Source organism: Bifidobacterium scaligerum, from assembly GCF_002802865.1.
GTDB lineage: Bacteria > Actinomycetota > Actinomycetes > Actinomycetales > Bifidobacteriaceae > Bifidobacterium > Bifidobacterium scaligerum.
In genome coordinates this window covers 144,513-170,509 of record NZ_PGLQ01000003.1, presented here as the reverse complement: position 1 = coordinate 170,509, position 25,997 = coordinate 144,513, and the positions used below count along the sequence as shown (strand labels likewise).

Annotated in this window: 22 protein-coding genes, 1 tRNA gene and 1 pseudogene; 7 read left to right on the top strand and 17 right to left on the bottom strand. The window is 62.5% G+C overall.

Going from position 1 to position 25,997, the window contains the following annotated elements; genetic code table 11:
• Positions 1–12 precede the first annotated feature (12 nt).
• A tRNA-Lys gene (locus CUU80_RS06530) sits at positions 13–85 on the top strand.
• A gap of 183 nt (positions 86–268) precedes the next feature.
• Here the strand turns inward: CUU80_RS06530 and CUU80_RS06525 are convergent.
• The 10 genes from CUU80_RS06525 to CUU80_RS06485 form a co-directional block, all read right to left on the bottom strand.
• The gene (locus CUU80_RS06525; RefSeq protein ID WP_100496521.1) at positions 269–1,084 is read right to left on the bottom strand and encodes a hypothetical protein; all 816 of its coding nucleotides are present in this window, start codon (positions 1,082–1,084) and stop codon (positions 269–271) included.
• Positions 1,085–1,347: 263 nt separating this feature from the next.
• Positions 1,348–2,355, bottom strand: coding sequence for a hypothetical protein (locus CUU80_RS06520; protein WP_033494377.1), 1,008 nt, complete (start codon positions 2,353–2,355; stop codon positions 1,348–1,350).
• A 31-nt stretch (positions 2,356–2,386) separates the two neighbouring features.
• Positions 2,387–2,932: a hypothetical protein gene (locus CUU80_RS06515; protein ID WP_033494378.1), complete on the bottom strand. Its 546-nt coding sequence runs from the start codon at positions 2,930–2,932 to the stop codon at positions 2,387–2,389.
• A 28-nt stretch (positions 2,933–2,960) separates the two neighbouring features.
• Positions 2,961–4,280: a CHAP domain-containing protein gene (locus tag CUU80_RS06510; RefSeq protein ID WP_051923826.1), complete on the bottom strand. Its 1,320-nt coding sequence runs from the start codon at positions 4,278–4,280 to the stop codon at positions 2,961–2,963.
• The gene (locus tag CUU80_RS06505) at positions 4,280–6,640 is read right to left on the bottom strand and encodes a VirB4-like conjugal transfer ATPase, CD1110 family (RefSeq protein WP_033494423.1); all 2,361 of its coding nucleotides are present in this window, start codon (positions 6,638–6,640) and stop codon (positions 4,280–4,282) included. The genes CUU80_RS06510 and CUU80_RS06505 overlap by 1 nt, the downstream gene beginning before the upstream one ends.
• A gap of 2 nt (positions 6,641–6,642) precedes the next feature.
• Positions 6,643–7,008, bottom strand: a complete 366-nt coding sequence (locus CUU80_RS10790; protein WP_033494379.1) for a PrgI family protein — start codon at positions 7,006–7,008, stop codon at positions 6,643–6,645.
• A gap of 26 nt (positions 7,009–7,034) precedes the next feature.
• A complete protein-coding gene (locus tag CUU80_RS10785; protein WP_160268251.1) occupies positions 7,035–7,886 on the bottom strand; it encodes a VirB6/TrbL-like conjugal transfer protein, CD1112 family in 852 nt (283 codons plus the stop codon).
• Between the two features lie 64 nt (positions 7,887–7,950).
• The gene (locus CUU80_RS06495; RefSeq protein WP_033494380.1) at positions 7,951–8,154 is read right to left on the bottom strand and encodes a hypothetical protein; all 204 of its coding nucleotides are present in this window, start codon (positions 8,152–8,154) and stop codon (positions 7,951–7,953) included.
• A 169-nt stretch (positions 8,155–8,323) separates the two neighbouring features.
• A complete protein-coding gene (locus tag CUU80_RS06490) occupies positions 8,324–11,236 on the bottom strand; it encodes an LPXTG cell wall anchor domain-containing protein (protein WP_081892080.1) in 2,913 nt (970 codons plus the stop codon).
• A 285-nt stretch (positions 11,237–11,521) separates the two neighbouring features.
• Complete coding sequence (locus CUU80_RS06485; protein WP_033494381.1) at positions 11,522–13,234, bottom strand: SpaH/EbpB family LPXTG-anchored major pilin; 1,713 nt, start codon at positions 13,232–13,234, stop codon at positions 11,522–11,524.
• A 365-nt stretch (positions 13,235–13,599) separates the two neighbouring features.
• Here CUU80_RS06485 and CUU80_RS10780 point away from each other — a divergent pair, with 365 nt between their 5' ends.
• Both CUU80_RS10780 and CUU80_RS06480 read left to right on the top strand, forming a co-directional pair.
• Positions 13,600–13,767, top strand: coding sequence for a hypothetical protein (locus CUU80_RS10780; protein ID WP_156103674.1), 168 nt, complete (start codon positions 13,600–13,602; stop codon positions 13,765–13,767).
• Between the two features lie 20 nt (positions 13,768–13,787).
• Positions 13,788–14,312, top strand: coding sequence for a GNAT family N-acetyltransferase (locus CUU80_RS06480; RefSeq protein WP_081892078.1), 525 nt, complete (start codon positions 13,788–13,790; stop codon positions 14,310–14,312).
• A 71-nt stretch (positions 14,313–14,383) separates the two neighbouring features.
• On the opposite strand, the gene CUU80_RS06475 is transcribed toward CUU80_RS06480, so the two are convergent.
• The 5 genes from CUU80_RS06475 to CUU80_RS06455 all read right to left on the bottom strand — a co-directional run bounded on the left by CUU80_RS06475 (position 14,384) and on the right by CUU80_RS06455 (position 17,926).
• Complete coding sequence (locus CUU80_RS06475) at positions 14,384–14,602, bottom strand: hypothetical protein (protein WP_033494383.1); 219 nt, start codon at positions 14,600–14,602, stop codon at positions 14,384–14,386.
• Positions 14,599–15,180 carry a nucleotide-binding protein gene (locus CUU80_RS06470; RefSeq protein WP_033494384.1) on the bottom strand — a complete coding sequence of 194 codons (582 nt, stop codon included), beginning with the start codon at positions 15,178–15,180 and terminating at the stop codon, positions 14,599–14,601. Before CUU80_RS06470 ends, CUU80_RS06475 begins: the two co-directional genes overlap by 4 nt.
• A 44-nt stretch (positions 15,181–15,224) precedes the next feature.
• Entirely contained in the window at positions 15,225–15,809 is a 585-nt protein-coding gene (locus CUU80_RS06465) for a WhiB family transcriptional regulator (RefSeq protein ID WP_051923823.1), read from the bottom strand.
• Complete coding sequence (locus tag CUU80_RS10855; protein ID WP_033494385.1) at positions 15,806–17,131, bottom strand: helix-turn-helix domain-containing protein; 1,326 nt, start codon at positions 17,129–17,131, stop codon at positions 15,806–15,808. Before CUU80_RS10855 ends, CUU80_RS06465 begins: the two co-directional genes overlap by 4 nt.
• A gap of 342 nt (positions 17,132–17,473) precedes the next feature.
• On the bottom strand, positions 17,474–17,926 hold the full coding sequence (locus CUU80_RS06455; protein ID WP_051923822.1) for a helix-turn-helix domain-containing protein: 453 nt from the start codon (positions 17,924–17,926) through the stop codon (positions 17,474–17,476).
• Positions 17,927–18,416: 490 nt separating this feature from the next.
• Between CUU80_RS06455 and CUU80_RS06450 the strand changes: the two are divergent.
• Positions 18,417–20,114 (top strand): annotated as a pseudogene (locus tag CUU80_RS06450) (C69 family dipeptidase); the annotation flags it as partial.
• 605 nt (positions 20,115–20,719) lie between these two features.
• On the opposite strand, the gene CUU80_RS06445 reads toward CUU80_RS06450, so the two are convergent.
• Both CUU80_RS06445 and CUU80_RS06440 read right to left on the bottom strand, forming a co-directional pair.
• A complete protein-coding gene (locus tag CUU80_RS06445; RefSeq protein ID WP_100496519.1) occupies positions 20,720–21,763 on the bottom strand; it encodes a glycosyltransferase family 2 protein in 1,044 nt (347 codons plus the stop codon).
• Positions 21,764–21,917: 154 nt separating this feature from the next.
• A complete protein-coding gene (locus tag CUU80_RS06440; protein WP_207760100.1) occupies positions 21,918–22,646 on the bottom strand; it encodes a TetR/AcrR family transcriptional regulator in 729 nt (242 codons plus the stop codon).
• Between the two features lie 105 nt (positions 22,647–22,751).
• Here CUU80_RS06440 and ftsY point away from each other — a divergent pair, with 105 nt between their 5' ends.
• The 3 genes from ftsY (at position 22,752) to CUU80_RS06425 (ending at position 25,959) form a co-directional block, all read left to right on the top strand.
• Positions 22,752–24,002 (top strand): signal recognition particle-docking protein FtsY, encoded by a 1,251-nt coding sequence (gene ftsY, locus CUU80_RS06435; protein WP_165775868.1) that lies wholly within the window; start codon positions 22,752–22,754, stop codon positions 24,000–24,002.
• A 318-nt stretch (positions 24,003–24,320) separates the two neighbouring features.
• On the top strand, positions 24,321–25,619 hold the full coding sequence (locus CUU80_RS06430; protein ID WP_100496517.1) for an ammonium transporter: 1,299 nt from the start codon (positions 24,321–24,323) through the stop codon (positions 25,617–25,619).
• A 1-nt stretch (position 25,620) separates the two neighbouring features.
• Positions 25,621–25,959 carry a P-II family nitrogen regulator gene (locus CUU80_RS06425; protein WP_003807443.1) on the top strand — a complete coding sequence of 113 codons (339 nt, stop codon included), beginning with the start codon at positions 25,621–25,623 and terminating at the stop codon, positions 25,957–25,959.
• Positions 25,960–25,997: the final 38 nt, after the last annotated feature.

Genomic DNA, 25,997 nt, shown 5'->3' with positions numbered 1-25,997 from the left:
CTTAGTGCTGTTGCCCCTTTAGCTCAACGGTTAGAGCAGCATCCTTTTAAGTTGTGGGTTGTGGGTTCGAATCCCACAGGGGGCACAGTTCAACCCTTGGAAGCCAATGTTTCCAAGGGTTTTTCTGTTTCTGCACGACTCATTGAAAGCAAGAATGCCGGCTCAAGGAGCCGGCATTCCGAAGTCACAGACGGGACTCACCCCGTCCAGGCATATTTAATCGTACCAGAAAAACTGTCTTGAAGAAACCTCTGAGCGGGTGGCTTTGTCACTTGGCAGAAAGGATCGTGTTCAATTCTCTGGCAGCGCGACGTAGCGCCGCCGTATCTATCCAGTTTTGTGTGAACGCGGGGTTGATTGAGTTCAACAGGGACATGGACGTACCGATGATTTTGTTGACATTGCGCGCTTCCTTGTACAGGTTGTCGTAATGCGCTTCGTTGTTTCGTACCCTACGGATGTACTGCAGCCCAAGAGAGGTTTTGATGCGTCCAGTTTCCCCATCAGACGCATAAGGAAAAGCATTCCGAGTGGCTGTCATCCACAGCTCTTGCTGGTCCAAAGTCTTTTCGCTGGTTTCCGGGTTGCCTATCAGCTTAACCCAAGTGCCCCACATCAACTGGGAGAGCACGTCGTCATGGATGACTTCCGCATTAGCACGGTGACTACCACGGCGTACTCGCTGACGAGCATCGGCTCGTGCACGATCATTGGCATCATGAAGTGTTCCTCGGATGAGTCTGTTGACCAGATCCGGGGCGTTGCCCGGAAGACACCAGTCCTGTGATCCTTTTTCCCGGAAGGACAGTTCGCGTAGTTGGCGATCCAGTGTGTTGCGCACAGCAAGCTCCACATAGCCAAGCTGCGAATGGAGTATGCCGGCGAATCGTTGGTTCCACTGGCATAAGGCTATGGCAAGATCAACATCGCCGGCGGCATCATCAAGATAACGTCCAAAACGAGCCTGACCAAGCAGTGCCGCTCCCTCATCAGCCCGATTGCGGCGCTCCAGATCCGTTCCTGAAGAGGTATGGCTGGAGCCATCACTACTTTGCGCATTATCTATTGCGTCGGACCTGACCATATCTGACCTCCAGATTCGATGTGATGATAAATATCAAGGATAGCGTCACCTTCGGCGCCTCCTGCCATGTCCAGATATTGTGACGATCCGCTGGGCAAAGGTAAACCGTCGGCATATCGGGGATATGCCGACGGTCTGGATGGATTAACTTGCGTTGGCGTGGGGTCGGGAATGGCCGCTTGCGTTTGCATGAAACGTGACGGTTGGTGCCGGGTCGGGACGCGGGGTTGCGTTCGCGTTTGCATGTGATCCCGTGCCTGCTGTCAGAGGCTGCCATCCCGGTTGGGTAGGCGATCTGTTTGCTGGCCGGGAACGTTCCACGAGGGTGCTGGCTGCGGCGTGGACGGCTGGTACTGCGGCTGCTGTGGCTGCGTCGGTGCCGTCGCCTGTTGCTGCGTGGACTGTTGCTGTGCGGACTGTCGTTCGCGTTCCTCTTGCTCGCGTTGTTCCCGCTGCCGTTCCGCTTCCTCAGCTTTTGCCTGCTGCGATTCGACCGTCGCGGCAAGGTCGGCGATTTGGCGTACGGCTGCGATGGCATCGGCCAGGTTCTCCTCGGTGACGGTTTTGTCGCGCCATGTGTCGGCAAGCTGATTGAGCCGTGCATGTTCGTCGGATTCCGGCGCTTCGCGCAGCTTGTCGGCTCGGCCGATCGCCTCGCCGAGGGTCTCGGACGTCTGACTGGTCGTGTCGTCTAGCGCCGTAGCGTATGAGGCTTCCAGCTGTTTGGTGAGCGCTTCCATGTGTTCGATGTCCTGATCGTCCATAGCCTGTTCAAGCTGGCTGGGGTCGATTCGATCGGCGATGGGACTGCGCCTGATGCGTTCGAGCAGCGCCTTTGCGACCGTCATTGCATCATGCAGACGTTCTGCTTGCCTACGTTCGTTGTCCGCCTGCGTCGGTTGTTGGATAGTCGGTGCGACATGATTCGTCGCGGTGATGACGCGAACGCCCGCGATCATGCCGCCGACCAGCAGCAGCGCGGCCAATCCGACCACCGCCGGTTTGACGGCGTTTTCCGGCAATCGTGGCGCGAACCGACCGCTGTCGGCACCGGGATACCCGTCATCGTTCTCGTCATCGTTGCGGTCATGGCATCCGTCCGGTCCGAGGTTCAGAGGCATGGCATCGGCGGCATTATGAGCGATGTTGGCCGTGGAGCCTTCGCATCGTCGCGGCGGAGCATCCATACCGAGGACTTGGGTCGCGCCCGGATCTTCGTCATCGATGGCGGGGAAGCTGGACGGGCCGAGATTAAACGGTACGTCGGTCATGATCTTGTTCCTTTCCGTGACGCGTGGCCGGTTACAGGGCGTCGGTGTCGGGAACGTAGGCGCGTTCCCTGTCGTGGCTGATGATCTTGCTGGCCTTGTAGCCGTCACGGTCGAAGTCCGCGTAGTAGACCTCCCAGATCACGCCGGACTCGGTCTCGACCACGCATGCGGCCGCGTCGTCGTTGATGGCGACCTTCACGTAGCCGTTGCCAAGCGAACCGGCGTCGTCGTGGCGTATGCGTTCGACCGGTATCTGCAGGCCTTCCGCGTCCTCGGTGAACAGGTCGCTCAGGTTCCGGTCGCGGTCGTCCCGGTCGGAAACGTACGCCTGCACGGCGAGCGGCGCCATCAGCACGCACGCTTCGTCCGTGCGGTAGACGTCGATCCTCTGCCCGTTGACCGTCGTATCCGATTTCGGTTCGACCGTCCGGTTTTGATCGTTGCGCACGACGATCGGGGCGACCGTATGCCGTGCGGGCATGAGCGTGCGCAGACATGCCGCTCCGAGCAGGATGACTGGAATGAGCGCGACCGTGACAATGATGATCAGATTGCGTTTGGGGTCTCGATTGTTCATGGATGCTCCTTTGCATGATGTGGTTCGGTCAGTGGATGAAGTCGATGTTCGCCCGGTTGTCCGCGAGCTGCTGCGCGGTGAGCGTGCGCAGGGTGACGCGGGCTGCTGCGGCGCCGCTTTCGGAGATGATGATGTCGCCGTCTTCGTTGACTTCCTCGACGATGGCGACGTGCCCGTAGTAGTCGTCGGCGCCGAGCGTGCCCGCTTGGAAGACCATGACGTCTCCGGGGCGGGGAGCCTTGTCGATCGGATAACCGAACCGTTCGGCGCTGGCACGCCACATGTGCCCGTCGCCCATCCACGGGTCGACGGGCTTGCCGATCTGCTCGCGTCGGGACGCGCCCCACCATGTGCACTGCCAGCGCTCGTACGAGACGATTTCGGGCAGGTTCATCGCGTCCACGTTCACGGCCGAATCGTCGCCGTTCATGACCAATGGCGGTTCCAGCGAGCCGATCACGCTGCCGGTGACGGAACAGTCGCCGCCGGCGCAGCCCTGCTGCGTGGCGTTGAAGCCGGGCAGCCATGACAGGAGCGCCATGAGCGTCGCGAGCACCATGATCGCGGCCGTCGCCAATAGGAACACCGGCATGCCGACCGCGCCCGTCACGGCCGAAACGACGGATGCCATGATCCTGCGCGCGCCGTCGACGGCCGCCCGCATGAGATTGGACAAGCCGTCCGCCGCCTTCGCCACTCCCTTGGCGGTATTTCTGGTGCCACGCGTCGCGGAACCCGTGGAGCCGGGCGTGAATCTGGACAATGGCGACGCGAAACGTATGCCTCCGGCCGTTCCGTGCGCCGTGTTCCCCGCACGGCGCATCCCGCCTGTTGTTCCGGATTGCGCGAGCCGGCGTGCGACGCCGCGGGTGCTGCCGGGCGGCGTGCTCAGCGTGGCAGTGGGGCTCGGAGCCGTGCCGGATGACGACGTGACAGGCGTATGACGAGCCGGACCGTTCATGATCGGCCCGCCGTCTGCCGGTTCCGCGAAGACATCCAAGGTCGGTTCGGCATCGGCGATATCGTTCAATGGCTCCGTCGTGGTCGTCGGTCGCCGAACATGTTGCCCGCCGCGTCTGCCGGTGTTTGGTACAAGTCGGCCGGCGGAACGCAGCCCTTGCCCGACATCAAGGATCGCGTCAGCCGGGTCGATACCGTTTTCCTCATGCTCGTCCGTTGTCTCTGTCGCGGTTTGCATGGTGTTGCGGCCGAGCGCGGCGGCGTCGCCGGCGAGCCTGACCGTGGTCGAGCGCAGTCGGCCCGTCAGTCCTTCGCCTTCGCGGATGCGGCCGGTGTATGAGGTGAGCTTGCCGGCGGTGCCGGTCCGAGGGTCCATGAGTTCGACCATCAGGTCTCCCCGAATTTCGTGGTGAACAGCCGGTAGAGCGTGGAATCGGTCGGGATGCGCCCGTCGAACGGGATGAACGCCTCACCGGCCTTGAGCAGGCCCTCGCCGGGGCGTGCGCCGCCCAACCGTTCCTTCAGTTCGGGCGACAGATGCCACATGTCGGCCAGTTTCGCCGCGTCGGTGGGCGTCTGGTTCATGAGCAGCAGGAACGCGGAGTTGGCGAGCATGAACCGCGCCTCCTTGCTGGCGAGCAGTTCCTCGATGTTCTGGGTGACGCCGGTCATGCCGAGACCCCATTTGCGGGCGCGTTTGAACATGTCGAGGAACTGTTCGGACGCGTACCTGTTGGAGAACATGCGGTGGAACTCGTCCACATAGATCCAGGTGCGCCGGTCCGCTTTCCGGTTGCGGGCGACCTGGTTCCACAGATGGTCGAGAACGACCATCATCCCGAACGTCTTCAATTCGCCTTCCAACGCGGCCACGTCGAACACGGTGAACCGGTTGGACGTGTCCACGGTGGTCTGGCCGGCGAAGCCCGACAGGCTGCCGAGCGTATACGATTCGAGGCTCAGCGCCAGCCCCCGCGCCTCCGGCTCGCTGCTGGCCACGAGCCTGCGATGCAGGTCGGCCAAGGTGGGTTGCGGCAGGGAGGGATTGTTGCGGTATTCGCGGTACAGCCCCAGTGTGCACCGGTCCACGATGGAGCGTTCCGCGGCGTTCAGCCCGTCGGAGCCGCCGATGAGCGCGCCGATCATGGAGATGACCGCGTTCGCCTTCGTGCGGATCGGGTCGCCGTCCAGTGTGGCGTCGAGCGTGATGTCCATCGGGTTGATGCGGTCGGCGGAACCGGCGCTGACGATCACCCTCGCGCCGTGCAGCGCCTCGCACAGGGGCGCGTACTCATGTTCGGGGTCGACGATGATCAGATCGTCGTCGGGCCGTGACAGGAACAAGGCGGTCATTTCGGCCTTCGCGGCCTGCGATTTGCCGCTTCCGGTGGTGCCGAGCACGAACCCGTTCGCGTTGATCGTGGTGCGGGTGCGGTCGACCATGAGCGCGTTGCCGCTGCGCGCGTTGACCCCATAGAACACGCCTTGCTCGTCCATGATCTCCTGATTCGTGAAAGGCATCATGATCGCTGCGCTGCTCGTGGTCAGCGTGCGTCGCATCGGCAGCGGGTTCACGCCCAACGGCAGGCTTGCGTTCAACCCGTCGAGCTGCATGCAGGCGAGGGTTTCGGCCGTGCAGGAGAGCTTGCGGCAGGCGGCGAGCACGTCCTTGACCCGCTGGTCAAGCAGCGGGCGTGTGGGGGCCGAGACCGTGACCGCCGCCAGCGCCTCCACGAGCCGTTCGTTCGACCGGCGCATCTCGTCGCGAAGATTATGCGCCTCCTCCAACGAGTCGCGCAGGTCGGCGGGCAGTTCGTCGGCGGGAATGTGCCGGCGCATGTTCCTGCGGCGCTCCTCCAGGCGTTGCATGTCCATTTCGGCGATCTTGCGGTCCACCAGTTCCGCGCCGACGCTGCGATCGTACGGCGCGAGATGAATCGACACCGTGCCTTCGGTCTTCAAACCGGTCAGTTCGGCGATCAGCCGGTCGGACATGATCGGCGGGAAGTCGCGTATCCACAACGTCGAGCGCAGCGTGTCGCCCGCGGCGTTCGACAGTCGCAATACGCGCGCGTCCGTCGCGTCCACGCACCACGGCGTGACGAAGTCCTTCGACGTGGCGCGGCCGGATTCGACCAGCTTGTCGTCGTAGCGGAACGGTTCGCCCGGACGCAGCAGCAGGGCCAGCAGGCGCAGTCGTTCGCCTCGGCCGAGCGGCGTGATCTTGCATCCGTCCAACGTGGAAAGCTGGCTTTCGGACGTTTTGACAAGTCGGTTCAGCGTGGCCTGCGCGCGTTCCGGGTCCTCTTCCGTGATCGTGATCGTCAGGTATTTGTCGGTGACCGCGTTGCGGGAGCGTTCTCCGAGCTTGGCGAGCATGATCCGGTTCGATTCCGCGCGCAGCGCGTCGAACGGGCCGCCGTCCAATCGCATACCGACCATCGACATCACGTCATGGGCGTCGAGCGTGCGCGTCACGCAGGTGACCTGCAGCCGGGTGGAGCCGTCGAACGTGTTCAGGAACTCCGCCCACGCGTTGATGAGCTGCGCCTGCCGTTCGCGCGTGGCCGTCTCATAGTTGATGTCGGACATGCGCACGGTCACGCTCCACCGGTCGTCGCCCAGATACGCGATCCCGTTGGAGAGCATCGCCTCGTAGCCGATCAGCTCCTTCGCCGTGCGATACCCTCGCTCCCGCCGCCGGCGAATCCTGCGCCCCTGCCTGTCTGCCGGTTTGCGTCGTGCCATGATCATCCGTCCTTTCGTTCGCGTATGGCCTTCCTGCCTCGTTTTCGCTCCCGTCGGCGAGGCCGTGCGGGCCCGTCGATGAAATACCGTTGCTGTCCGAACCGGCATGCGATCACGTATCCGAACCAGACCTCCGGTTTCAGCCCCTTCGGGCGCAGCCAACCCCATGCGGCCAACGGCAGGTTCACGAGGAACACCACGTACTGGCCTATGTCGGGGAGCCCGAGCAGGCGCCAGAACACGAGCCACACGCCCGTCGACAGGCAGCCCATCATCGCGGCCGCGGCGAGCTGCCGCCAGCTCATGCCCCACATGACCCGCGCCTCGGTGGCCGTGATCTCCTTGTAGATCCTGATCTCCAACGCCATCGCCGCCGCCTTCCCTGATCTCGCGTCTATTCGCCGAACACGGCCTTGGCGGTGGCCGAGGACACTATGACCAGACAGCCGAGCATGATCGCCCCCAACAGCAGCGTGCCGAAGTTCGCGATGATGTACTGCCACAGGTCGCCGCCGTCCACATAGCCGTCGAGCCGCAGCGCCTCGCCGACGAACGTGCGGTACAGGATCACGCCGACCGTCAGGGTGATCGCCTGGAACGAGACCTGCCCGTAGCGTTTCAGATAGCCGACGCCCATCATGCGCGTATGCTCCGAGGCCATGAACACGATCGGCAGCGACGCGAAACAGGTCAGCATGTAGATCTGCATGAACCGCATGTACACGACCGCCAGCAGCACCACGCCGGCGATCTGCGAGGCGATGAACGGGATCAATACCAGCACCATGAGCCCGCTCTGGCCGATGAGGCCGGCATCCTCGATCGCGGAGCGCATCTGATCGCCCAGCAGTTGCGTCTCGCTGCCGGGCGCGGCAGCGAGCACGCCCGACGCGGCGGACACGATCTGCGAGACGACCGCGTCGATGCCCTGCAGGATCAGCGCCGCATTGGACGCGAACAGGAGCACGAGCGCGCATTTGAGCAGCACGCCGCCGATGATCTTCACGCCCAGTTCGCGGTCGCCGTCCGCGCGGGTCGCCGCGCGGGCCAGTTCCAGCGTGAACACGATGCTGGCGATGGTGGCGGACACCGGTTTGACCGCGCTCGTATGCACCGATCCCGCCATGCCGTACAGACTCGCGTTGAACTCGGCCGGCCCCAATGCGAGCCGGTCGAGTATGCTGCCGTCAATGCCGCCGCCGATCGCGTTGAGCATGTTCACGCACGGTTCCACCAAGTCCGCCATGATCAAACCTCCCGTTCCATACGGTCATCCGCTGCCGATTGGGTGTTCGATGAACAATGAAGGTTCAGAAGCTGAGGTTGGCGAACAGGGCGGCCGCGGCGATGATGACCGCGCCGCCGACCAGCTGCCATATGCCGGACTGGGTTTGCGGGCCGGAATGGTCCTTCAAACCTCCGGCCAGGGTGATCGCACCCCATACGCTCCAGATGCCGCCGCCCAGCAGCGCGGCCTTCTGCAGCAGTTCGAGAATCGTGGTGATCGTGTCCATGACGGCTCCTTTGCGGTGATGGGACTCAACGGTGAGTGGACGGCCGTTCGGTGTTGTCGAAAGCCGGACGGCCTTGGCGACGGGATGCCGCCGACCCTGTCTGACGGTCGACGGCATCCCCGTAGGAACCGTTGCGGTCATGCGGATGATGCCGTGGCCGCAGCGGAAGTCAGCTGTCGGAAACCGGGTTCCGGCGATGCGCGTGGGCGATGCGCAGCATGGCGAACCCGATCAGCAGGACGAGCATGCTGGCCGCCATGATGCCGGTCAGATCGACGCCGGTGTGCGGCAGCATGCGTTTCATGTAGGCGCTCCAGTCGTCCGGTTCGCTCGTGATCGGCGTGTCCGTGCACACCGTGCCGGGTTCGACCGGCTGCGCGGGCTGGTCGTCGAACGGGTCGTCGTCCTTCGGCACGCATTCGATGACCGGCGCGGCCTGCACGGTCGCGCGATCGGTGTGCAGGTCGGTGACGCCGGTCAATATGCCGGTCACGTCCACGGATTCGCCCGGCTGCAATACGAGCGTCGCCCAACCGTCCGGGTATTTCAGGTCGGTGACCGTGCCGTCGCCGGCGATCGTCTCGTCGGACAGTTCGAGACCGGTCAGGGGCACGTCGCCGGTGTTCGTGATGCGGAACACGATCACCGTGCCGTCGCCCGTGATCTCCAACGCGTCCTTCGTGTCGTCGCGGTCGCCCGCCTCTAGGCCGGACGCTTCGTCGAACTTCTCCACGCCCACGGACGGGGAGCGTTCGGACGTGCGCGTGGTCACCGTGTTCGACGGGCGTTCCACGCCGTTCAGCGTCTCCGTGAACGTATTGGAGAACTCGCCGGCCTTCACCCGTCGGAACTGCACGTACGCGCGCCATGCCTGCGCATGCGCGCCGTCGGCCGACACCAGGTCGAGATAGCGCTGCGTGGCTGCGACCGTGAACGAGCCGTCGCGCATGTCCAGAGAGAACAGGTCGCCGCCGAACCTTGCGGAATCGAAGCCGCTGCCCGCGATGCGCGAGCCCTTCGCCGCGATCACACTGCCGGCCGCGTCGTGCAGGTCCTCGGCCGCGTACACGGCCCACTGGCCGGCGTATTCATCGCCCGACTCGTCGTAATCGTCGTCGATGCGCCACTGCGTCACCTGCGGGTAGGCGCGGTTCGCGGGCAGCAGGGAGGAGTCCAGCCGGTAGAGGAACAGCTGATCCTTGTAGATGCTCATGCCGTCCGCGCTGTCCGCGCCGACGTCGACCGTCACGTCCTTGAACGGGTCGAGTTGTGCGAGCACGTTCGTGACCGTGTTCGACACCGCGCGGCGCTTGTTCGTGACCTGCACGGCCGTGTTCTCGACCGAGCCGCCGTCCGCCGCCGCGATGGCCGTCATCGGCAGTACCAGCTGGTACGTCTTGCCGAGCAGCGACTGGTCGATGCCCGCGTCACGTTCCGCGGACAGTTCACGCCGCGCGTATTCGGCCAGATCGGCGGGCTGCGGATCGCCCGGCAGCACCGTTCCGTCGGCAAGCGTGGTGTCCACGGTCTTGAAGAACGCGTAGACGACGCCATCGGCGACCTGCACGTTCACCAGGTCGGTCACGTCCGCGCCCTGCTCGCCAAGCATCTGGATGCCGGCCTCGTCCACGTCCAGCACGGTTTCGTCGTAGTCGTCGATCACGCCCAGCCGGCGCACCGGATACGCCGGGTCGGCCAAACCTGCCGCGTCGATTGTGATCCGGTAGTACAGGCGGTCGCCGACCAGTACGGTCCTGCCGTCGATGTCCACCGACGCGTCCGCCTGCGTGTCCTGCTTGACCGGCTGCGGGTCGACCGGCCGGTTCGTCACCTCGTTCGACTCCAATCCGGAATTGTTCAACGTCACCCAGCCGCGGTTCGAGATCACCGTGTCCGTGGCCGCATCCTCGGACACTGTCGCGTCGAACTCCAACCGATACCGATGACCCGTGTACGGATCCCAATGCTCGTCCAGCCAGTCGCGCCGGAACGAGACCGACAGTTTGTGCCCGGCGTCGTCCCACTCCACGTCGTACGCTTCGGCCGGCACCGTCACACCATCACGCGCATCGATGACCGTCAGGCTCTCCTTGACCGGCGTCGTGCGCACGTCGTACTCGTCCACGAACTCCAGCGTGCGCAGCGTGTAGTCGGATGCGGCCCCCACCTGCAATTCCAGCTCATAGGTGACCGTCTGGCCGGGCAGCACGCTGCGTCCGTCAATGCTCGACCCGTCGCCGCCCTCCGTTTCGCTCGCGGTCACATCCTTGTCGAACTCCGGGCGCACGATGCACAGGCGAGGCTCGTTCGTTTCCCAATACTCGTGATCGGCCCAGAACACGCCGCCGCGGTTGACCAGCTCGTGTTTGCCATCGCTGCACGTATTGTCGATCGACCCGCTGCGCGTGCGCATCGCGTCGATGTCCCGCTGCAGATCCTCGCGCACGTCGAACCTCACGTCGAACGGCACCAGCATCGAGAACTGCAACGACTTGCGACGTTCCCTCAGGTCCAGCGACGCCAGATACTCGGCCGTCGCCTTCGCCGTGACCGTCATGCCCTCCGAGACGATGTCGAAACGGTCGGTCACATCCTCGCCGGTCACGTTGATGCCATCCAGCGAGGGAGCATCGTATTCGTCCATTTCGGCCACGTACACGCGTACCTCGGACACGTCCCGCACATCGAGATACCGGTCCACCAGCGTCCAATCGTCCACCAGCTCCAACCGGGTGGGCTCATCCCACCACGGCACCGTGAAATTCACCGCCGCCGCGACCACGTCGCCGTCAAGGAACGACATGCCGTCCGCGCCGACGTGATTATCCCGCTCGGGATCGGAAACCATCTGCCAGACGCCGTCGTCGTCCATGCGCACCCATGCCTTGTTCGGCAGATACCAGCCCAGCGACGCCGTATCCGCCGTATTGCCACGCCCGCCGGCCGTACCGCCGACCACGCCGCCGCTTCCGGCGCCGGCTGTGCCGTCCGGCGACCCCAACGCCAGCATCGGCGACACCAGCAGGCACACCGCCGCGGCGATGGCCGCCGAGACACAGCATTTCCTTCCCAACACGCCCATATGGAACACTCCCTTTCACGAGGAGCCAGCCCCGGCCGAAGGCCGCCGCCGCGAGAAAAAGGGAGAGAGAAACCCGCGACGGCGAACGACGAACCGGAAAGCCCGTGCGGATCATTTGACCGGAGCCCACCATTGGCGCCCCACCGCACGCCAGCCAGTATCCGGCCCCGCATCCGTCGCCCGTGGTCCCGAGCGGATATTGGAGTGCCGTATGCCTTGAGAAAACACGAAAGCCCCCGTCGCGCGATTCCGTAGGGTTGCGCAACGGGGGCGGTCGTGGAGCGTTTATTTGAGCAGACGTCCCTTGCGATGGGTCATGACGGCGATGGCCGCGCCGCCGGCGGCGAGCAGGCCGCCGATGACGAGAAACAGGACAATGCCGCCGCTGCCGGTCAAGGGCAGATTCGTGATCGTGGTGACGTTGAGCACGAACAGCAGGCCGTTCTTCTCGATCTGCACGAGCGAATCAGCCAGTGAGGGCACGCGCTCGAACACGACCAGCGCCGCTTTACCGGGATCTGCGGTGATCGTGACCTTGAACCGCACGTCGAGGTCACGGTAGCCGTCCGGCACTCCGGTTTCGCGCACCCAGTACGTGCCGGCGGCCAGACCGTCGAACCTCACGAGGCCGTTGCGGTCGGACGTGGCGGTCACGTCCTCGTCGGGACGGTCGGCGCGACGGTACTTGGCGTCGTCCGCGAACGTGTCCGCCGTGTAGAGCGTGAACGTCGCGCCGGCAAGCGGCGTCTTGCCGTCTTCGCCGATCTTGTCGAATTGGAAGCCGTGCGTGTACACGGTGGTGTCCGGAGGCGTGAGCTCTCCGGTCTGGTTGGTTTTCGGATCGTTCGAGTACGTGAGCATGACCGTGTTTGTGTTGCCGTCGCCGTCGATCGTCGCATGCTCGGTGAGCGTGGCCGAATAGTCGACGCGCAGCAAACCGCCCGCCATGCCGTCACGGCCATTCGTGTAAACCCATGCGCTCAGATCGAGATCGATCGTGGTTGCCGTGCCGCCATCGGACTCGCTTGCCTGCAACGTGTAATCGTCACCGTCGAGTGGACGCCATGCCTGTCCGTCCTTGCTGGCCGTGACGGACAGGTCATCGTTGAACCGCTGGCCTTTCGACAGGGTGTCCGCCAGGCGGAACACGTACGGGTTGGCCGCATCATTCGTGTATTTCGTGGTATCGGGGATGAGGGTTTCAATACGATAGTCCACGATATCGCCCACATTGCGGTCGTCCGTCAGCGTCGCATCATCGCCGTTGATGATGTTCTTGCCGATCGTGACGCGCTGGTTCTTGATCTCGGCTGTGCCGTCGGCGTTGCCGATCGGTGGTTTCGCGGCGGTGATCGCCGTGCCGACCAGTATCGGCGCCGAACGCGTGGTACCGGTCAACGCGGTGTTCGCATCCTCCAGCAGGTACAGGCCGGGCTGCAATCCGGCGAATATGACCGAGGAAATCGTGCCGTCGTCGGCGGGCGTCGTCGTGCCGGACATGACCGGCGCATCCGTGACGGAAACGGTGGCCGCCATGCGATCGGCGAACAGCCGCCAAACCGGGGAATCCTTCGCATCGCCCTGCCGTGCCAGCCACACGATCGGATCCTCGCCGCCGGAACCCGTGTCCGCCGCGCCACCGTTGCCCCGTGTCGTCCCGCTGGCCGTTTCGCCGTCGGCATCGCCTGCGCCGGCCGGGTACTCGCTGTCGCCGACTTTCGGCAGCGAGGCGATCACATCGCCGCGCACTGTATCCTCGGTGCGCACCGTCACAGCGGACCCCTGGATCGCGAACCCGGCGAGTTTGACCACTTTGAAGTTCGCGCCATTCAGCGACGAGCCCGGACCGGCGTTCAGCGTGATCGAATCACCCAATACGGGCGTCGTCTCGCCGGTTTCATCGGCATGGGCGATGCCTCCGGCCGACACTGTGGCCAGCAGCAGCGCGGCCGCCATCGTCACGCGCAGCAGCCGGCCGAACCTGCGGGAAGAGAACATGATCGGAATCCTTCACTATCCGCATCCCCCGAGACCAAGGCACGAACCGCGCCGACGGGGAAGAGAAAGGAAGAGAACCCGACGGCGCGGCCATGTCATGAGAGGGAAGGTGCGGAACGTTTACCCGAACCACCCTTGGCCCGACCGCACACCCCTCATCCTGTCGCCGCCCGCCACGGCTTCGTGGTCCCACCACGATAATCGTCACCGTCCCCGATACCACCCATCAGCCGGTAGTTTCGTAGCATTTCTTTATGTTCGTATTTCTTTGTTTATGTGGATCTGGCATGACTTCCTTTCAGGAAAAATCCCTTGATGCCGGACCATGACGTGCGGTAGCATATCTTTACGAAAGGAGGCGTGTCATGGTAAAACTCGTTGATTTGTACACGGTGGATAAGGACAGTGCCGAATGCGACTATCTGCGTTTGTGCGATGCGCCCCTGCCGCAGGATGTGTTGGAATTTCTCGGCAAATCCTCTGAAGCGGAGCCGGGCGCTGTCCCGTCTCCTCGTGAACAGGTTTACGCTTGAGCCGTTGACGGAGCAGCAGAGTGCCGGTTCGTTTTCGTTTCGCCGACAAGTCCGATCAGTCGCGGTTCACTAGTTTCTCTTGCACTGATCCCGTACCGGCCAACCGTCAGATTGACGGACGATGGGTCAAAGGATCACAGCTTCATCCGGAACCGTGGGCGCTTTTGGTGCAACGTCTCATCCATAACAGTCCGATATATCACGACAAGGATTGCTGGATTCGCGTGGGCGTGGACGATGAGACCGGCAATCTGGCTTCATACTGTGCGGTAGCGCATAAGGGTAACGGGGTGTACGAAATCGCGGTGATCGCTGTATCCCGCAGGCTCCGAGGCCTGGGATTAGGTACGCAGGCCTTACGCGACGCGATGGCGGTTGCGACCCGCGATGCCGTCCAACGTGACTTAAACCCGGTGTTCATCGCCACTATTGATGAAAACAACCGTGCCAGCGCTCATTTGTTCGCCTCGTTCGGATACCAGCTCATCCGCACATATGAGAAGGATCGTCACGGCTTCGTGTTCAACCTATGGGCGAGACGCTGATCCATCACGATTGGCTGTATTGCTGGTACGACTGCAAGGAATGTCTCCGCTGCGGCGCACCAGCAATAACTTCACTCGTGCCGGTCGAGGTATTCGGCGAGGGCTTGGGCGACGAGGTCCTGCATGCGGATGCCCTTGATGCCGGCGGCCGCTTTGATGCGGTTGCGCAGCGAGGTGCGGATCTTGATGCTGGTGACCATGTAGGGGTCGTTGGCCGGTTCCTCGCGGTAGATGTCGTCGACCGACGTGATCTCGCGTTCGGCGGGCAGATAGCTCAGGTTCCCCTTCATCGTCCGACCGCCCGTCTCAGCTCGTGCAGGACGAGGCCGTATTCCCAGAGTTTGGTCGGCCGGTGTCCGAAACTGGTCTTGATCTCCTGCCGTTTGGGCACGATTGTGTCGAATCGCGGCGTATCCTGCGTTTCGAGCGCGTGCATGGCCTGCCGGAACGCGACCGTGTTCGTTTCGACGCGGTTGAGCAGTACGGCGGCGGGCGTGCGTCCGGCCGCGTTGACGGTCGCCCATGCCTGCTGCAGATCGACGGGCGATTCGGTGGTGGGCACGATCACGAAGTCGGCCATGTCGAGCGCGGTCTTGAGGCCCGCGTGCGTGGGCGGCGCGTCGATGACGAGCCATTCTCCCGGCGTGGTGCGGATTGCGGCGAGTTCGTCACCGGAAGCGGCCCGCACGTTGAACGGCAGCGTTTCGTTGCTGAGGTTGGCGATCCTGTCCCACAGGGTCGCGGAGTACTGCGGGTCGGCATCCAGAAGTGTGACCCTCTTCCCGTCGCGGACGAGCGCGTGGCACAGGTATTGCGCGATGGTGGTCTTGCCGACCCCGCCCTTTGCGTTGGCGATGGCGATTCTCATGGTGGTCTCCCTTTGTGTATGTTTTTGTGTTTTTCTTTATTTCTTTATTTCTTTGCGGATGTGTCCGGCTGCGCCTGTTCGTCGGACGTGTCCGGTGGATCGCGTTCGCCTGGTTTGAGCCGGGTGAGCCTGCGTGGCCGTCCGAGCGGTTCGCCGTTGCCGGTTTTGCGTGCGCGTTCGTTGCGTCGCCGGTTGCGTACGATGCTGTGGATTTCGGGGTGCGCGTCGAGCCAGTCGAGCAGCAGCCGGTACGGTTGGGTGATGTCCGCGGCCTTGCGGCCGGGCAGGACGTCGTGGACGATGACGACACGCATCGCGTACTGGCGTTCCTTGTAGGTCATGCCGCCGAGGATGCCGTGCGTGACCGGGCGCAGCAGACTGCGGGCCAGGCACGGCATGAGCATCGGGCATTGCGCACACAGGCGTTTGGCCGCGCCGCGCAGCATCTGGTCGGGACGTGAGTTGCCGGCGGCGTCGAGTTCCATCCAGATCATGTCGTACAGGTCGAGCTGCGCCTGCGCGCACAGGCCGCCGGGCGGCAGCATCGACGTGTGTATCCACTCGTCGCCGCCCGGGTCGCGTGCCGGTTTGCCGGCCGGCTTGCCGGTGGGACGGAACCCGTTCATCATGCGTTCCGTTCCATGCTCAGCATCCTGTCGAACTCGGCCGGCTGCTCTTCCTTCCGCCGCAGGTGTTCCTTCCAGCGTTTCGTCTGTTCGTCGGCCTCGATTCGCGCCCGCTTGACGGCTTCCGTGGTGCGCGCGTTGCCGTGCAGCGCCAGGTTGCGTTCGTCGTACGCGCATACCGGGCACTTGTCCCGGCGAATGGAGCCGTTGAGATGGTTCTGCGCGAACGCGATTCGACTGTTCGATCTGCCGTGCTGGAACGACGAGTAGCCGAACACCGGGCACCGTGTGGCGGTTTCGCACGAGACCAGCACCGCGGCATGCGGGTCTTTCTCCTCCTCGTCTTTCGCCGGCATGGTCCCGGCTTTGATGCGTTTGGCCCTGATCTGTCGCTGTTCGATCTCGCCGCGTCGCTCCTGCCGCAGGCGTTCCCAATGACGCGCGAACTCGGTCATGCTCAGCGTTTTCGCACGCCAGAACGGATTCTTGACGGTCCACAGCACCAGCTCCAGAATTTCCATCTGAGAGTGTTCCGTAAGCAGTTTCGCCGCAGCGCGTTGATCTCGTGCCCGCACTGGCTTGGCCATCACTTGTTCGCTGGCGAGCAGTTCGGCGAAACCGTGCAACAGCGCATCGCAATCGAATGCGGAAACGTTGTCGTCACCAAAATCGCGGTTCGATGCGTCGGATGATTGACTGGTGGTTGGTGTGACCTTCTCGGTCGAATCTCCCCGTGGGGAGATGTCCCCTTTAGGGGACAGAGGGGTAATAGGTTCATAGGATGGTTTGGATGACTGCACGGTCACCGGGCTGGTGACCCTCAATGCATCGGGCGTCTTGCTGCCGCCCGGTGCTTCTCCTGCACCCGGTGACTGTGATGCACCGGGTGTCTGTGATACGCCGGGTTCGTCATCTGAGCCGCCGGTATTGAACTCCTGCGCGGTATCATCGCCCGTTGCACCGTCTCGCGTCGGGTCTTCGCCCTTTCGGGACCCGCGTGGTTTGCGATCGGATGATGCGGGCAGCGTCTCGTCGCGATCCATGCAGATTTCCCACACGGTCGGCCGCTTATACTCGGGCAGGTACTGGATCACCTCAGTGGCTTCCGACTTGCGGATGAAGCCGTTCTCCTCCAGCCAGCGCAGCTTGCGCTGCACCGACCGTTCGCACATGCACGAGTTCCTGGCCATCTTTTTGATGCCGGGGAAGGAGTTGCGCCCGTGCTCGTCGGCGTTGTCGGCGAGGTTGATGAGCACGAGCTGGGCGTACGGGTCCTCGATCAGCCGCTTGAGCGTGAACACGCGGCTCAATGCCTGGATGCTCATCGGCGCTCACCTCCCGCCGGATGCGCGGCCACGGCACGCCGCAACCGGTCAGCGCGGCTGACCGATTCGTCGAGATACGGTGAAACCGTGATATAAGACTTTCCCTCAAAACCGTGGGTTTCCGGGCTTCCGCACACGATGACGGTCACGCGCGCGGGTATACAATCCTGCTTGTAAGACATAAGAATCCAATCTCTGTCTGCACCGCGAAAGCCTTCCTTTCTCTTCACAAAATTCGGGCTTTCTTGGTTACCTTGATTGGAATCCGGGAAACGGTTTTGACCGGCCGCCTCCACGGATCCCGAACGGACCTGGCCCTCTCCCGCAAGGAGAGGGCTTCTTCTATGTGAAGGCGACCACCTCCTTCGCCGTCGAAGGAACGGGATCGTCAGACAGGCCGAGCAGCCAGTCGCTGGAAACGCGGAAATGCGACGCGATGCGCCGAATGTCGGGCAACGTCCAGTTGATGTCGCCGTTAAGCTTGCCCGTCACCGACGACTTCGACAGCCGCATGATACGAGCCAGCGCCGCGTAGCTCACATAATTCGGCTCGCCCATCAGCATGCGCACGCGGCGCGTGGTCACGCCGTCACGACGCAACTCGCGTTCGCTTGCCGCACCCTGCCCGTCAGGCACGCTTATGCCACGGTTCGAGGCGGGAACCAGCAGAAAACGGGTATCATGGGATTGAGGAACGACACCACGCCCGAACAGGACGCGCGAGGCATCGGCGAAGCCGTCAACGGCAAACACCGGCGGCAACGCGCACGCGGCGGAGGCACTGGTCCGAGACATGGAAACACGCTTTCCATGACCGGGAACCGTTCAAATTTAATCCGTGAAGCGGGTCGGGGCAGTACGTTTAATCCCCGAAAAACCCACGACTTAAAAGGACGCTGCTCTAACCGTTGAGCTAGAGGGGCAACGTTTCTAAAATACACGCGAGTGCCGGACAATCCAAATCGGCGTTGCGTTCCGCACGCGGAGCCTTGTCTCCTAGCCAATTCGTCGTCGTGCCACAAACGTCGCCAACGGCGTAGCAGCGCATGACAGACCCATAGCGGCCCGCAAACCAAATCAAACCAAACAAACAAAGCCCGGCGGAAACCGGGCTTTGCAAGAAAGAGAAGAGGAAGAGAGAGAAGAAGTTTCAGTTATCAGGCTTGCGGCCTGATTCCATATAACCGCACGAGTCTCAGTGCGATGTGTACGTTGGCTGAGAATTTCATGAGAATATCGCGCCGGAGCCTGCCTCCACCTCCCGAAGCGCCTAGAGTGGGACGGCATGTCATGCACTACCATCCTCATCGGTAAAAACGCCAGTTATGACGGTTCCACCATCATCGCCCGCGATGACGACTCCGGTTCCGGTCGGTATGATCCCAAACGTCTGATCGCAGTGGCTCCTCACGATCAGCCCCGGCATTACACCAGTGTGCTGAGCCATGTTGCAATCGATCTGCCCGATAACCCCTGCCGCTACACCATCGCCCCGAACGTGCTGCACAATCGTGGTGTGCTGGCGGAAGCGGGCGCCAACGAACATAACGTGGCGATGAGCGCCACCGAAACCATCGCCGTCAACGAGCGTGTGCTGGCGGCCGATCCCCTCGTCGAATTCCGTGCCGCCCAAGGTAATCCCGGAGCGCCGGACTACCTGCCTGAGCAGCCCGGCGGCATCGGCGAGGAAGACATTATCACGCTGGTGCTGCCGTACGTCACCACTGCGCGCGAGGGCGTTGCCCGGCTTGGTGCGTTGCTGGAACAGTACGGTACGTACGAGTCGAACGGCGTGATTATTTCGGACGTGGACGAGATCTGGTATGTCGAGACGATCGGCGGCCATCATTGGATCGCTCGTCGTGTGCCGGACGACTGCTATGCCACGATTCCCAATCAGCTGGGTATCGACGATTTCAATCTGGCGGATGCGTTCGGGCGGCAGCGCGAGTACCTGTGCAGCGCCGACCTGCGCGAGTTCATCGCCGAGCATCATCTGGACCGTACGATGGGAGCGTCGTCGCCGACCGGTGGCCGTCACGCGCATGGTGCCGGTTTCGGCGTTGAACCTCACAATGGTTCGCATGCCCGCCGTGCCGCTGCCAGCGCATCGGTTGCAACGTCCGGTGCGTCCTCCGATTCGGCCGCCGCAGCCCGAGCCGCGGGTATTGCAGCCCGTGCCGCCGCTCTGCCGAACCGCTTTAACCCGCGTAAGGTGTTCGGTGTCTCCACGCCGAAGGACCACATCTACAACACGCCGCGCGCCTGGTACATGCAGCGCTACCTCAATCCGAGCGAGGATTGGGATTCCCCGGCCGCCCGGTATACGCCCGAATCCGACGATATTCCGTGGTGCCGTGTGCCGGAAGACAAGGTGACCATCGAGGATGTGGATTTCCTGTTGGCCAGCCATTATGAAGGCACGCCGTACGATCCGTATGGAACCAAGGGCACTGCGGAATCGCGTCACCGGTATCGTCCGATCGGCGTCAATCGCACCGGACATATGGTGGCGATTCAGTTGCGTCCATATGTTCCGGCCGCTAATCGTGCGGTGATGTGGGTGTCGTTCGGCTCAGGCCCATTCACCACGGCCGCGCCGTTCTTTGCGAATGTGAACGATACGCCCGCCTATCTGCGGGACACGACGCCTGAGGTCTCGACGGACAATCTGTACTGGACGAACCGGCTGATTGCTGTGGTGGCGGATGCGCATTGGTTTGAGACGCATAATGCGATCGCCGGCTATGCGGAAGGCGTGCGCGCGTTCGGACATCGGCTGGTGGAGCAGACCGATATTCAGCTGGAGGATGCTGCGGCGGAGGAATCTGCTTCCGAGTCTGCAGCGGGGGCCGAGACTGATGTGGATGCAGGTAAGGCCGGTGGCGCAGCCGCCGTCGCAGGTTCGGCCGATGCGAGGCCGGCTGTGCAGTCCGCTCTGGAATCAGCCAACCAGCAGATGGCCGACTACCTGCGCGTACACACCGCTAAGCTGCTCAATGACGTGGTCTACACGGCCAGCAACCTGATGCATAACAGTTTCGCCATGTCCGATCGCTGGGTATGACAGGCACAAAGCCGCTACGTCATTGAGTTCTGGGCATAGCTGAGTTCTGGGCATAGCTGAGTTCTGTACGCTGCTGAGTTCTGGGCATACCAGTACCAGTTATTCTGGGCATCAACGGTACAATTACGAGATTCTGGGCATATACGTACGCTGAATGGCCAAAAAATGGCTCCTGTTGATACGTATATGCCCAGAATGATTTTTGGGCGTGGCTTTGTGGTGGGTGGATGCCCAGAACTTTGGAACTGGGGTAGGACTGAGTCAGGCAGGACTGAGCCGGGTTAGGCTGGGCAAGGTTGAGCCGGATTGAGCAGGATGGGACAAGGCTAGGCTGAAAGGGCTAGGCTGAGCCGGGCAGGGCTCAGCCGGGTTAGGTTGGGCAGGACTGGTTCAGCCGGGCAGGGCCGGGCTGAACAGGCCCAACCCGGGCAGGACAGGGGTGAACAGGACGGGGCTGAACAGAGCCAGGCCGACCTGAACCGGGCTGAACTGGAACCGATGTTGAGCCGGGAATAGGGCAATCAGTTGAAGCCCACAACCTTTTCGGCTATGACATAGCCGTTGCGCACCAGCCAGCGGCCGGCCGAGCCGGGAAGGTTGATGGCGCGAGACATCAGCTTGGACCGCACATCATGTCCGATGGCTGGCGAATAGGCGTCGATGGCCTCCCACAGCTCTCGTTTCTTGGCGTAATTGGCCTGATCGCGCGAAAGAATAAGGAACACGGACGTCACTGAGGACTCGATTGCCAAGAAGTGAATCATATACCGGTATAGGCCCTCGGGCACCGTGCCGCGCTCGGGCGTGGCCTCGGTCATCAGACGATTGACGAGTCGCAGCTGGTCCACGCGACGGATCATCACATCGGTCTGCACGCTCTGGCCCTCACGCCCGATGAAGTAGTGGTAGAACGGCACATCCAAGTACTGAATGCGATGTACCCAGGGGAACGGCTGATAGGAGTAGTAGAAGTCCACATAGAACGTGTGCTCCGGCAGCGTCAGGCCGGAATCGCGCACCACTTGGGTGCGGAAGGTGAGCGCATGCATGATGATGTATTGCGCCAGGCCGAAATGTCCCAGATCATCCCATCCGAGCACGCGGTCAGATTGCATGACACGACGGAAGTTCACGGTGTGCTTATGCCGCTTGGCCACTTTGTCATAGACATAGTTGGTTACCAGCATGTCAATCGGCTCGGTGATACCCTGCTGCGCTCGCAGCGTATCCAGCACGGTGTTGATGGCCTGCGGGTCCACCCAATCGTCGGCGTCCACCACCTTGACGTACATGCCGTTCGCCGCCGCAATGCCGGTGTTCACGGCACCGCCGTGGCCCTTGTTCTCCTGATGGATCGCGCGTACGACGCCCGGATTCGTGCGCTCTAGCTTCTGCGCGTAGGCAAGCGTGCCGTCTTTGGAACCGTCATCGACGATCAGCACTTCGACGTCGCGCGTGTCGGACGCGGAGAGAATGGAGTTCACGCACCGGTCCAGATAGGACTCCATGTTGTAGGCGGGAATTACGAAAGTGAGCGTCTTCGCTGTTTTCGCCGGGTTGACCATAGCCGTTTGTCGTCCTCACGTATCATTCGTCGTGTTCGTTTTCCTGCTCAAACCGTAGCACTTGGGTGCCCGACTTGCCGGAAACTTGCGTAGTCTGCGCCCTTGAGCGCACGTTTTGCATGTGATTTTTCCCGGACCGGACTTGGGTTGGACTTTAGCGTTCGCCGTCTGATGTCTCTGATGCATCAGAGATGACGTCGGCGGGGAACGCCGCGGCCGATTGCTCGGGCTCCTGACGCGCATCCTCTCTGCTTCGGCGTTCCGCCTCTTTGCGCGCTTTCTCTCCCTCGAACAGCAGCTGCGGTTTGGAATCGAGTCGGCTCAATCCATGCCATGCCAGATCCACGATGTACGCAGCCAGCTGCTCCTTACTGACCTTCGGGCGATCCGCCCAGTACTGGCCGGTGAACACGGTCATGCCCACCAGCATCTGCGCGTAGTACGGCACACCTTTGACGGAAAGTTTCTGCCGTTTGAATGCGGCGGAGAGAATATCCTCCACGCGCATCGAAATATCGCCCAACAGCGAGCTGAACGAACCGGATGGGTCCGTGCTGGGGGAGTCGCGCACCAAGACCTGAAAGCCCTCCGCGTTCTCCTCGATATACGTGAGCAGGGCCAGTGCCGTACGCTCGACGATCTGCCTCGGATGCACGGTCGGGTCATCGAGCGCGGCGGCCAGCGTGGCGGTCAGCGCGCGCATCTCGCGATCCACGATTACCGCGTACAGTCCCTCTTTGCCGCCGAAATGCTCGTATACGATCGGCTTGGACACCTTGGCGTGCGCGGCAATTTCCTCCACGCTCGCTGCTTCGAAGCCCTTGGACGCGAACAGTGCGCGTCCTACTTCAATGAGCTGCTCGCGTCGCTGCAGCGATGTCATACGTGAAGAATGTGCCATGTATGCCAGCTTAGCCGCCGCCGGGAATCAGGGTGGATGAGCCAAGTAATGCCGCACGATTCGAGGCGCGGACTAGACTTGGCAAACGTGGATACAAACACTGTGTTGGCCGTTATCGGCGTGATTGTGGTGGCGGTCGTGCTGATCGCCGCCGGTGTGTGGTGGTCCAAGTCGCGCAAGCGCGATCTGGACCGTGCTTTGGGACAAGTGGCTCCCGATGATCGCAAAACCCGCGAGGCCAAGGCCGCCGCGGATGCGCGGCTGGCGGCTGAGGCGGCAGCCGCATCCGTCTCAGCGGATGATGCCGTCGCCGTTGAAGAGCATGACAAAGTAGCGGAACAGACTCCTGCCCAGTCGGCGTCGCGGTCCGAGGCCCAGCCGGCAGCTCAGCCGTCTGCCGCTGAAACTCCGGAGTCGGTCGGTTCTCGATTGACTCGACTCAAAGCGAAACTGGCCAAATCCGGCAATCCGTTCGGCAAGGCCCTGTTCAACATTCTGGCCAAAGACAACCTTTCCGAATCCGACTGGGAGGACGTCGAAGATACGCTGCTGCTGGCCGACGTCGGTGCCGATGCTTCGGCCCAGCTGGTGGACGACTTGCGTACCGACGCTCGCATCACCGGCAAAACTGACCCTGAGGCGGTGCGTGCCACGCTGAAGGAGAAGCTGCTTGATCTGGTCGGCCGGGATACGGACCGTCGTCTCAACGCCGAGAAACCGGATGCGAACAAGCCGTCCGTGATCATCATGGTGGGTGTCAACGGCACCGGCAAAACCACCACCGCCGGCAAGCTGGCCCGTCTGTTCGTGGCCGAAGGCAAGCAGGTGATGATGGGCGCGGCCGACACCTTCCGCGCAGCGGCCGCCGACCAGCTGGAAACGTGGGGTGCGCGCGTCAACGTGCCTGTGGTCCGCTCCGACAAAGACGGGGCCGACCCCGCCTCCGTGGCGTTTGAGGCTTCCGCAAAGGCCAAGGAGTCGAACGTGGATGTGTTGATCATCGACACTGCCGGACGACTGCAGAACAAAGCCAACCTGATGGATGAGCTCGGCAAGATTCGCCGCGTCACCGAGAAGAATCTTCCGGTGGACGAAGTGTTGCTGGTACTTGACGCCACTACCGGACAGAACGGCATGACTCAAGCCAAGGTGTTCGCCGAGGCTATCGGCATCACCGGCGTGGTGCTGTCCAAGCTCGATGGCTCCGCCAAGGGCGGCATCGTGATCTCCGTGCAGAAGGAACTCGGCGTGCCGGTCAAACTCGTAGGACTCGGCGAAGGTCCGGACGATCTGGCACCGTTCGATCCGGAAGGCTTTGTGGACGGCATTCTATCCTGATGAATCACATATTTGCACGTTCACAACGTGGACGTGCAAACGCCGTCCCAACCCACAAAACAGGGCCTCGACTCATATTCGAAACATGGGTCGAGGCCCTGTTGTTTTCCCGGAAAACCGGCCGTGCGTGGGTATCAATCGCGCGTACGCAGCCCGATCATGCTTAACAATCGCGTAACTTGCCGTAACGAAATCAAAACGAGCCGGGCTTTTACTGACGAACTGTTAGCCCCCGCAACGGGGGACGGCACAAGTGAGTATTTCGACGCCGGCCGGCTACGGCTTCGGCGCCACGAACAAAGAGAGAGGGAGGTAGACATGGAAGCGCTTGATTCCGGAAATACCGCATGGATTCTGACATCCGCGTCCCTGGTTTTCCTCATGACGCCGGGTGTGGCGTTCTTCTATGGCGGTATGGTTCGTGCCAAGGCCGTTCTGAACATGCTGATGCTTGAGGCGGCCGCGCTGTCGGTCACCATGATTATCTGGACCCTGTGGGGCTGGTCCATCGCGTACGCTGGTTCCGATGTCGCCGGCATCTTCGGCGATCCGGCTTCCGGCTTCCTGCTCAAGGATTCGATGGTCGCCGGCGATGACGGCATCTTCACCGCCACCGGTCTGAACGACAACAACTACCCGGTTTCCGTGGATGTGGCCTTCCAGGTCGCCTTCGCGATGATTACCGTGGGCCTGATCTGCGGTGCCATCGCCGAGCGTGTCAAGTACAGCACTTGGATGATCTTCGTAGCTCTGTGGATCACCTTCGATTACGCTCCGATGGCCCACATGGTCTGGAATGGCGGTCTGCTCTCCGGTGACGGCGCGATCTCCACCGCCATCGGCGCACAAGCCCACGATTTCGCAGGTGGTACCGTGGTCCACATCAACGCCGCAGTCGCCGCCCTGATCATCGTGCTCATCATCGGCAAGCGTAAGGGCTTCGGCACTCAGCCGTTCCGTCCGCACAACGTTCCGTTCGTAATGCTCGGCGCCTTCCTGCTGTGGTTCGGCTGGTTCGGCTTCAACGCAGGTTCCGCCTTCGCCGCCAACGGCACCGCTGGCTACGCTTGGGTTTCCACCTCCGCCGCTACCGCCGCCGCCATGCTCTCCTGGGGCTTCACTGAAAAGATTCGTTCCGGCCACTACACCGCCATGGGCGCTGCCTCCGGTATGGTCGCCGGTCTGGTCGCCATCACTCCGGCCGCCGATGTGGTTTCCCCGCTGTGGGCCATCGTCATGGGTGCCATCGCCGGTGTGCTCACCTGCCTCGCCTGCGGTCTGAAGTTCAAGTTCGGCTACGACGACTCCCTTGATGTGGTTGGCGTCCACGGCGTTGGTGGTTTCACCGGCACCGTGCTGATCGGCTTCTTCGGCGAAGGCACCGGCCTGTTGGCCGGAGGCGACTGGAAGCAGCTGGTTGTTCAGATTGTCATCGCTCTGGTGGCCATCCTGTACTCCGCCGTGATCACCGCGATCATCGCCTTCGCTCTGGAGAAGACGATCGGTTGGCGCGTCACCGAGGCTCAGGAAGTCGGCGGCATCGATCTTGCCGATCAGGGCGAACGTGCTTACGATTTTGCTGGTACTGCCAGCTCCGTCCTCAAGGAGGTGAAGTGAGATGAAGCTGATCACCGCTATCATCCAGCCCCATAAGCTCGACGACGTCAAGGAGGCTCTTGCAGCCGCCGGTGTGCACGGTCTGACCGTGTCCGAGGCCAACGGCTACGGCCGTCAGCGCGGCCACACCGAGGTGTACCGTGGCGCTGAATACACCGTGGACCTGATTCCGAAGATTCGCATCGAAGTGCTGTCCGACGATGCGGATGCGGAGACTCTGGTCGGTGTGATCGTCAAGTCCGCTGGTTCCGGCACCATCGGCGACGGCAAGGTCTGGGTTGCGCCGCTTGACTCCGTGACCCGTGTGCGCACCGGTGAGACCGGTTCCGCCGCCATCTGATAAGGCGTCCGATTCTCCTCGGCATTCGGCCTGAGGGT

Bases quoted from the DNA above. Each gene is read 5' to 3' on its own strand.
- CUU80_RS06430 (WP_100496517.1), top strand. From the start codon at position 24,321: ATGGAAGCGCTTGATTCCGGAAATACCGCATGGATTCTGACATCCGCG.
- CUU80_RS10790 (WP_033494379.1), bottom strand. From the start codon at position 7,008: ATGGCGTTGGAGATCAGGATCTACAAGGAGATCACGGCCACCGAGGCG.
- CUU80_RS10855 (WP_033494385.1), bottom strand. From the start codon at position 17,131: ATGAGCATCCAGGCATTGAGCCGCGTGTTCACGCTCAAGCGGCTGATC.
- CUU80_RS06520 (WP_033494377.1), bottom strand. From the start codon at position 2,355: ATGACCGACGTACCGTTTAATCTCGGCCCGTCCAGCTTCCCCGCCATC.
- CUU80_RS06510 (WP_051923826.1), bottom strand. From the start codon at position 4,280: ATGGTCGAACTCATGGACCCTCGGACCGGCACCGCCGGCAAGCTCACC.
- CUU80_RS10780 (WP_156103674.1), top strand. From the start codon at position 13,600: ATGGTAAAACTCGTTGATTTGTACACGGTGGATAAGGACAGTGCCGAA.
- CUU80_RS06490 (WP_081892080.1), bottom strand. From the start codon at position 11,236: ATGGGCGTGTTGGGAAGGAAATGCTGTGTCTCGGCGGCCATCGCCGCG.
- CUU80_RS06455 (WP_051923822.1), bottom strand. From the start codon at position 17,926: ATGTCTCGGACCAGTGCCTCCGCCGCGTGCGCGTTGCCGCCGGTGTTT.
- CUU80_RS06465 (WP_051923823.1), bottom strand. From the start codon at position 15,809: ATGATGAACGGGTTCCGTCCCACCGGCAAGCCGGCCGGCAAACCGGCA.
- CUU80_RS06440 (WP_207760100.1), bottom strand. From the start codon at position 22,646: ATGACATCGCTGCAGCGACGCGAGCAGCTCATTGAAGTAGGACGCGCA.
- CUU80_RS06475 (WP_033494383.1), bottom strand. From the start codon at position 14,602: ATGAAGGGGAACCTGAGCTATCTGCCCGCCGAACGCGAGATCACGTCG.
- CUU80_RS06445 (WP_100496519.1), bottom strand. From the start codon at position 21,763: ATGGTCAACCCGGCGAAAACAGCGAAGACGCTCACTTTCGTAATTCCC.
- CUU80_RS06515 (WP_033494378.1), bottom strand. From the start codon at position 2,932: ATGAACAATCGAGACCCCAAACGCAATCTGATCATCATTGTCACGGTC.
- CUU80_RS06505 (WP_033494423.1), bottom strand. From the start codon at position 6,640: ATGGCACGACGCAAACCGGCAGACAGGCAGGGGCGCAGGATTCGCCGG.
- CUU80_RS10785 (WP_160268251.1), bottom strand. From the start codon at position 7,886: ATGGCGGACTTGGTGGAACCGTGCGTGAACATGCTCAACGCGATCGGC.
- CUU80_RS06425 (WP_003807443.1), top strand. From the start codon at position 25,621: ATGAAGCTGATCACCGCTATCATCCAGCCCCATAAGCTCGACGACGTC.
- CUU80_RS06495 (WP_033494380.1), bottom strand. From the start codon at position 8,154: ATGGACACGATCACCACGATTCTCGAACTGCTGCAGAAGGCCGCGCTG.
- CUU80_RS06525 (WP_100496521.1), bottom strand. From the start codon at position 1,084: ATGGTCAGGTCCGACGCAATAGATAATGCGCAAAGTAGTGATGGCTCC.
- CUU80_RS06470 (WP_033494384.1), bottom strand. From the start codon at position 15,180: ATGAGAATCGCCATCGCCAACGCAAAGGGCGGGGTCGGCAAGACCACC.
- CUU80_RS06485 (WP_033494381.1), bottom strand. From the start codon at position 13,234: ATGTTCTCTTCCCGCAGGTTCGGCCGGCTGCTGCGCGTGACGATGGCG.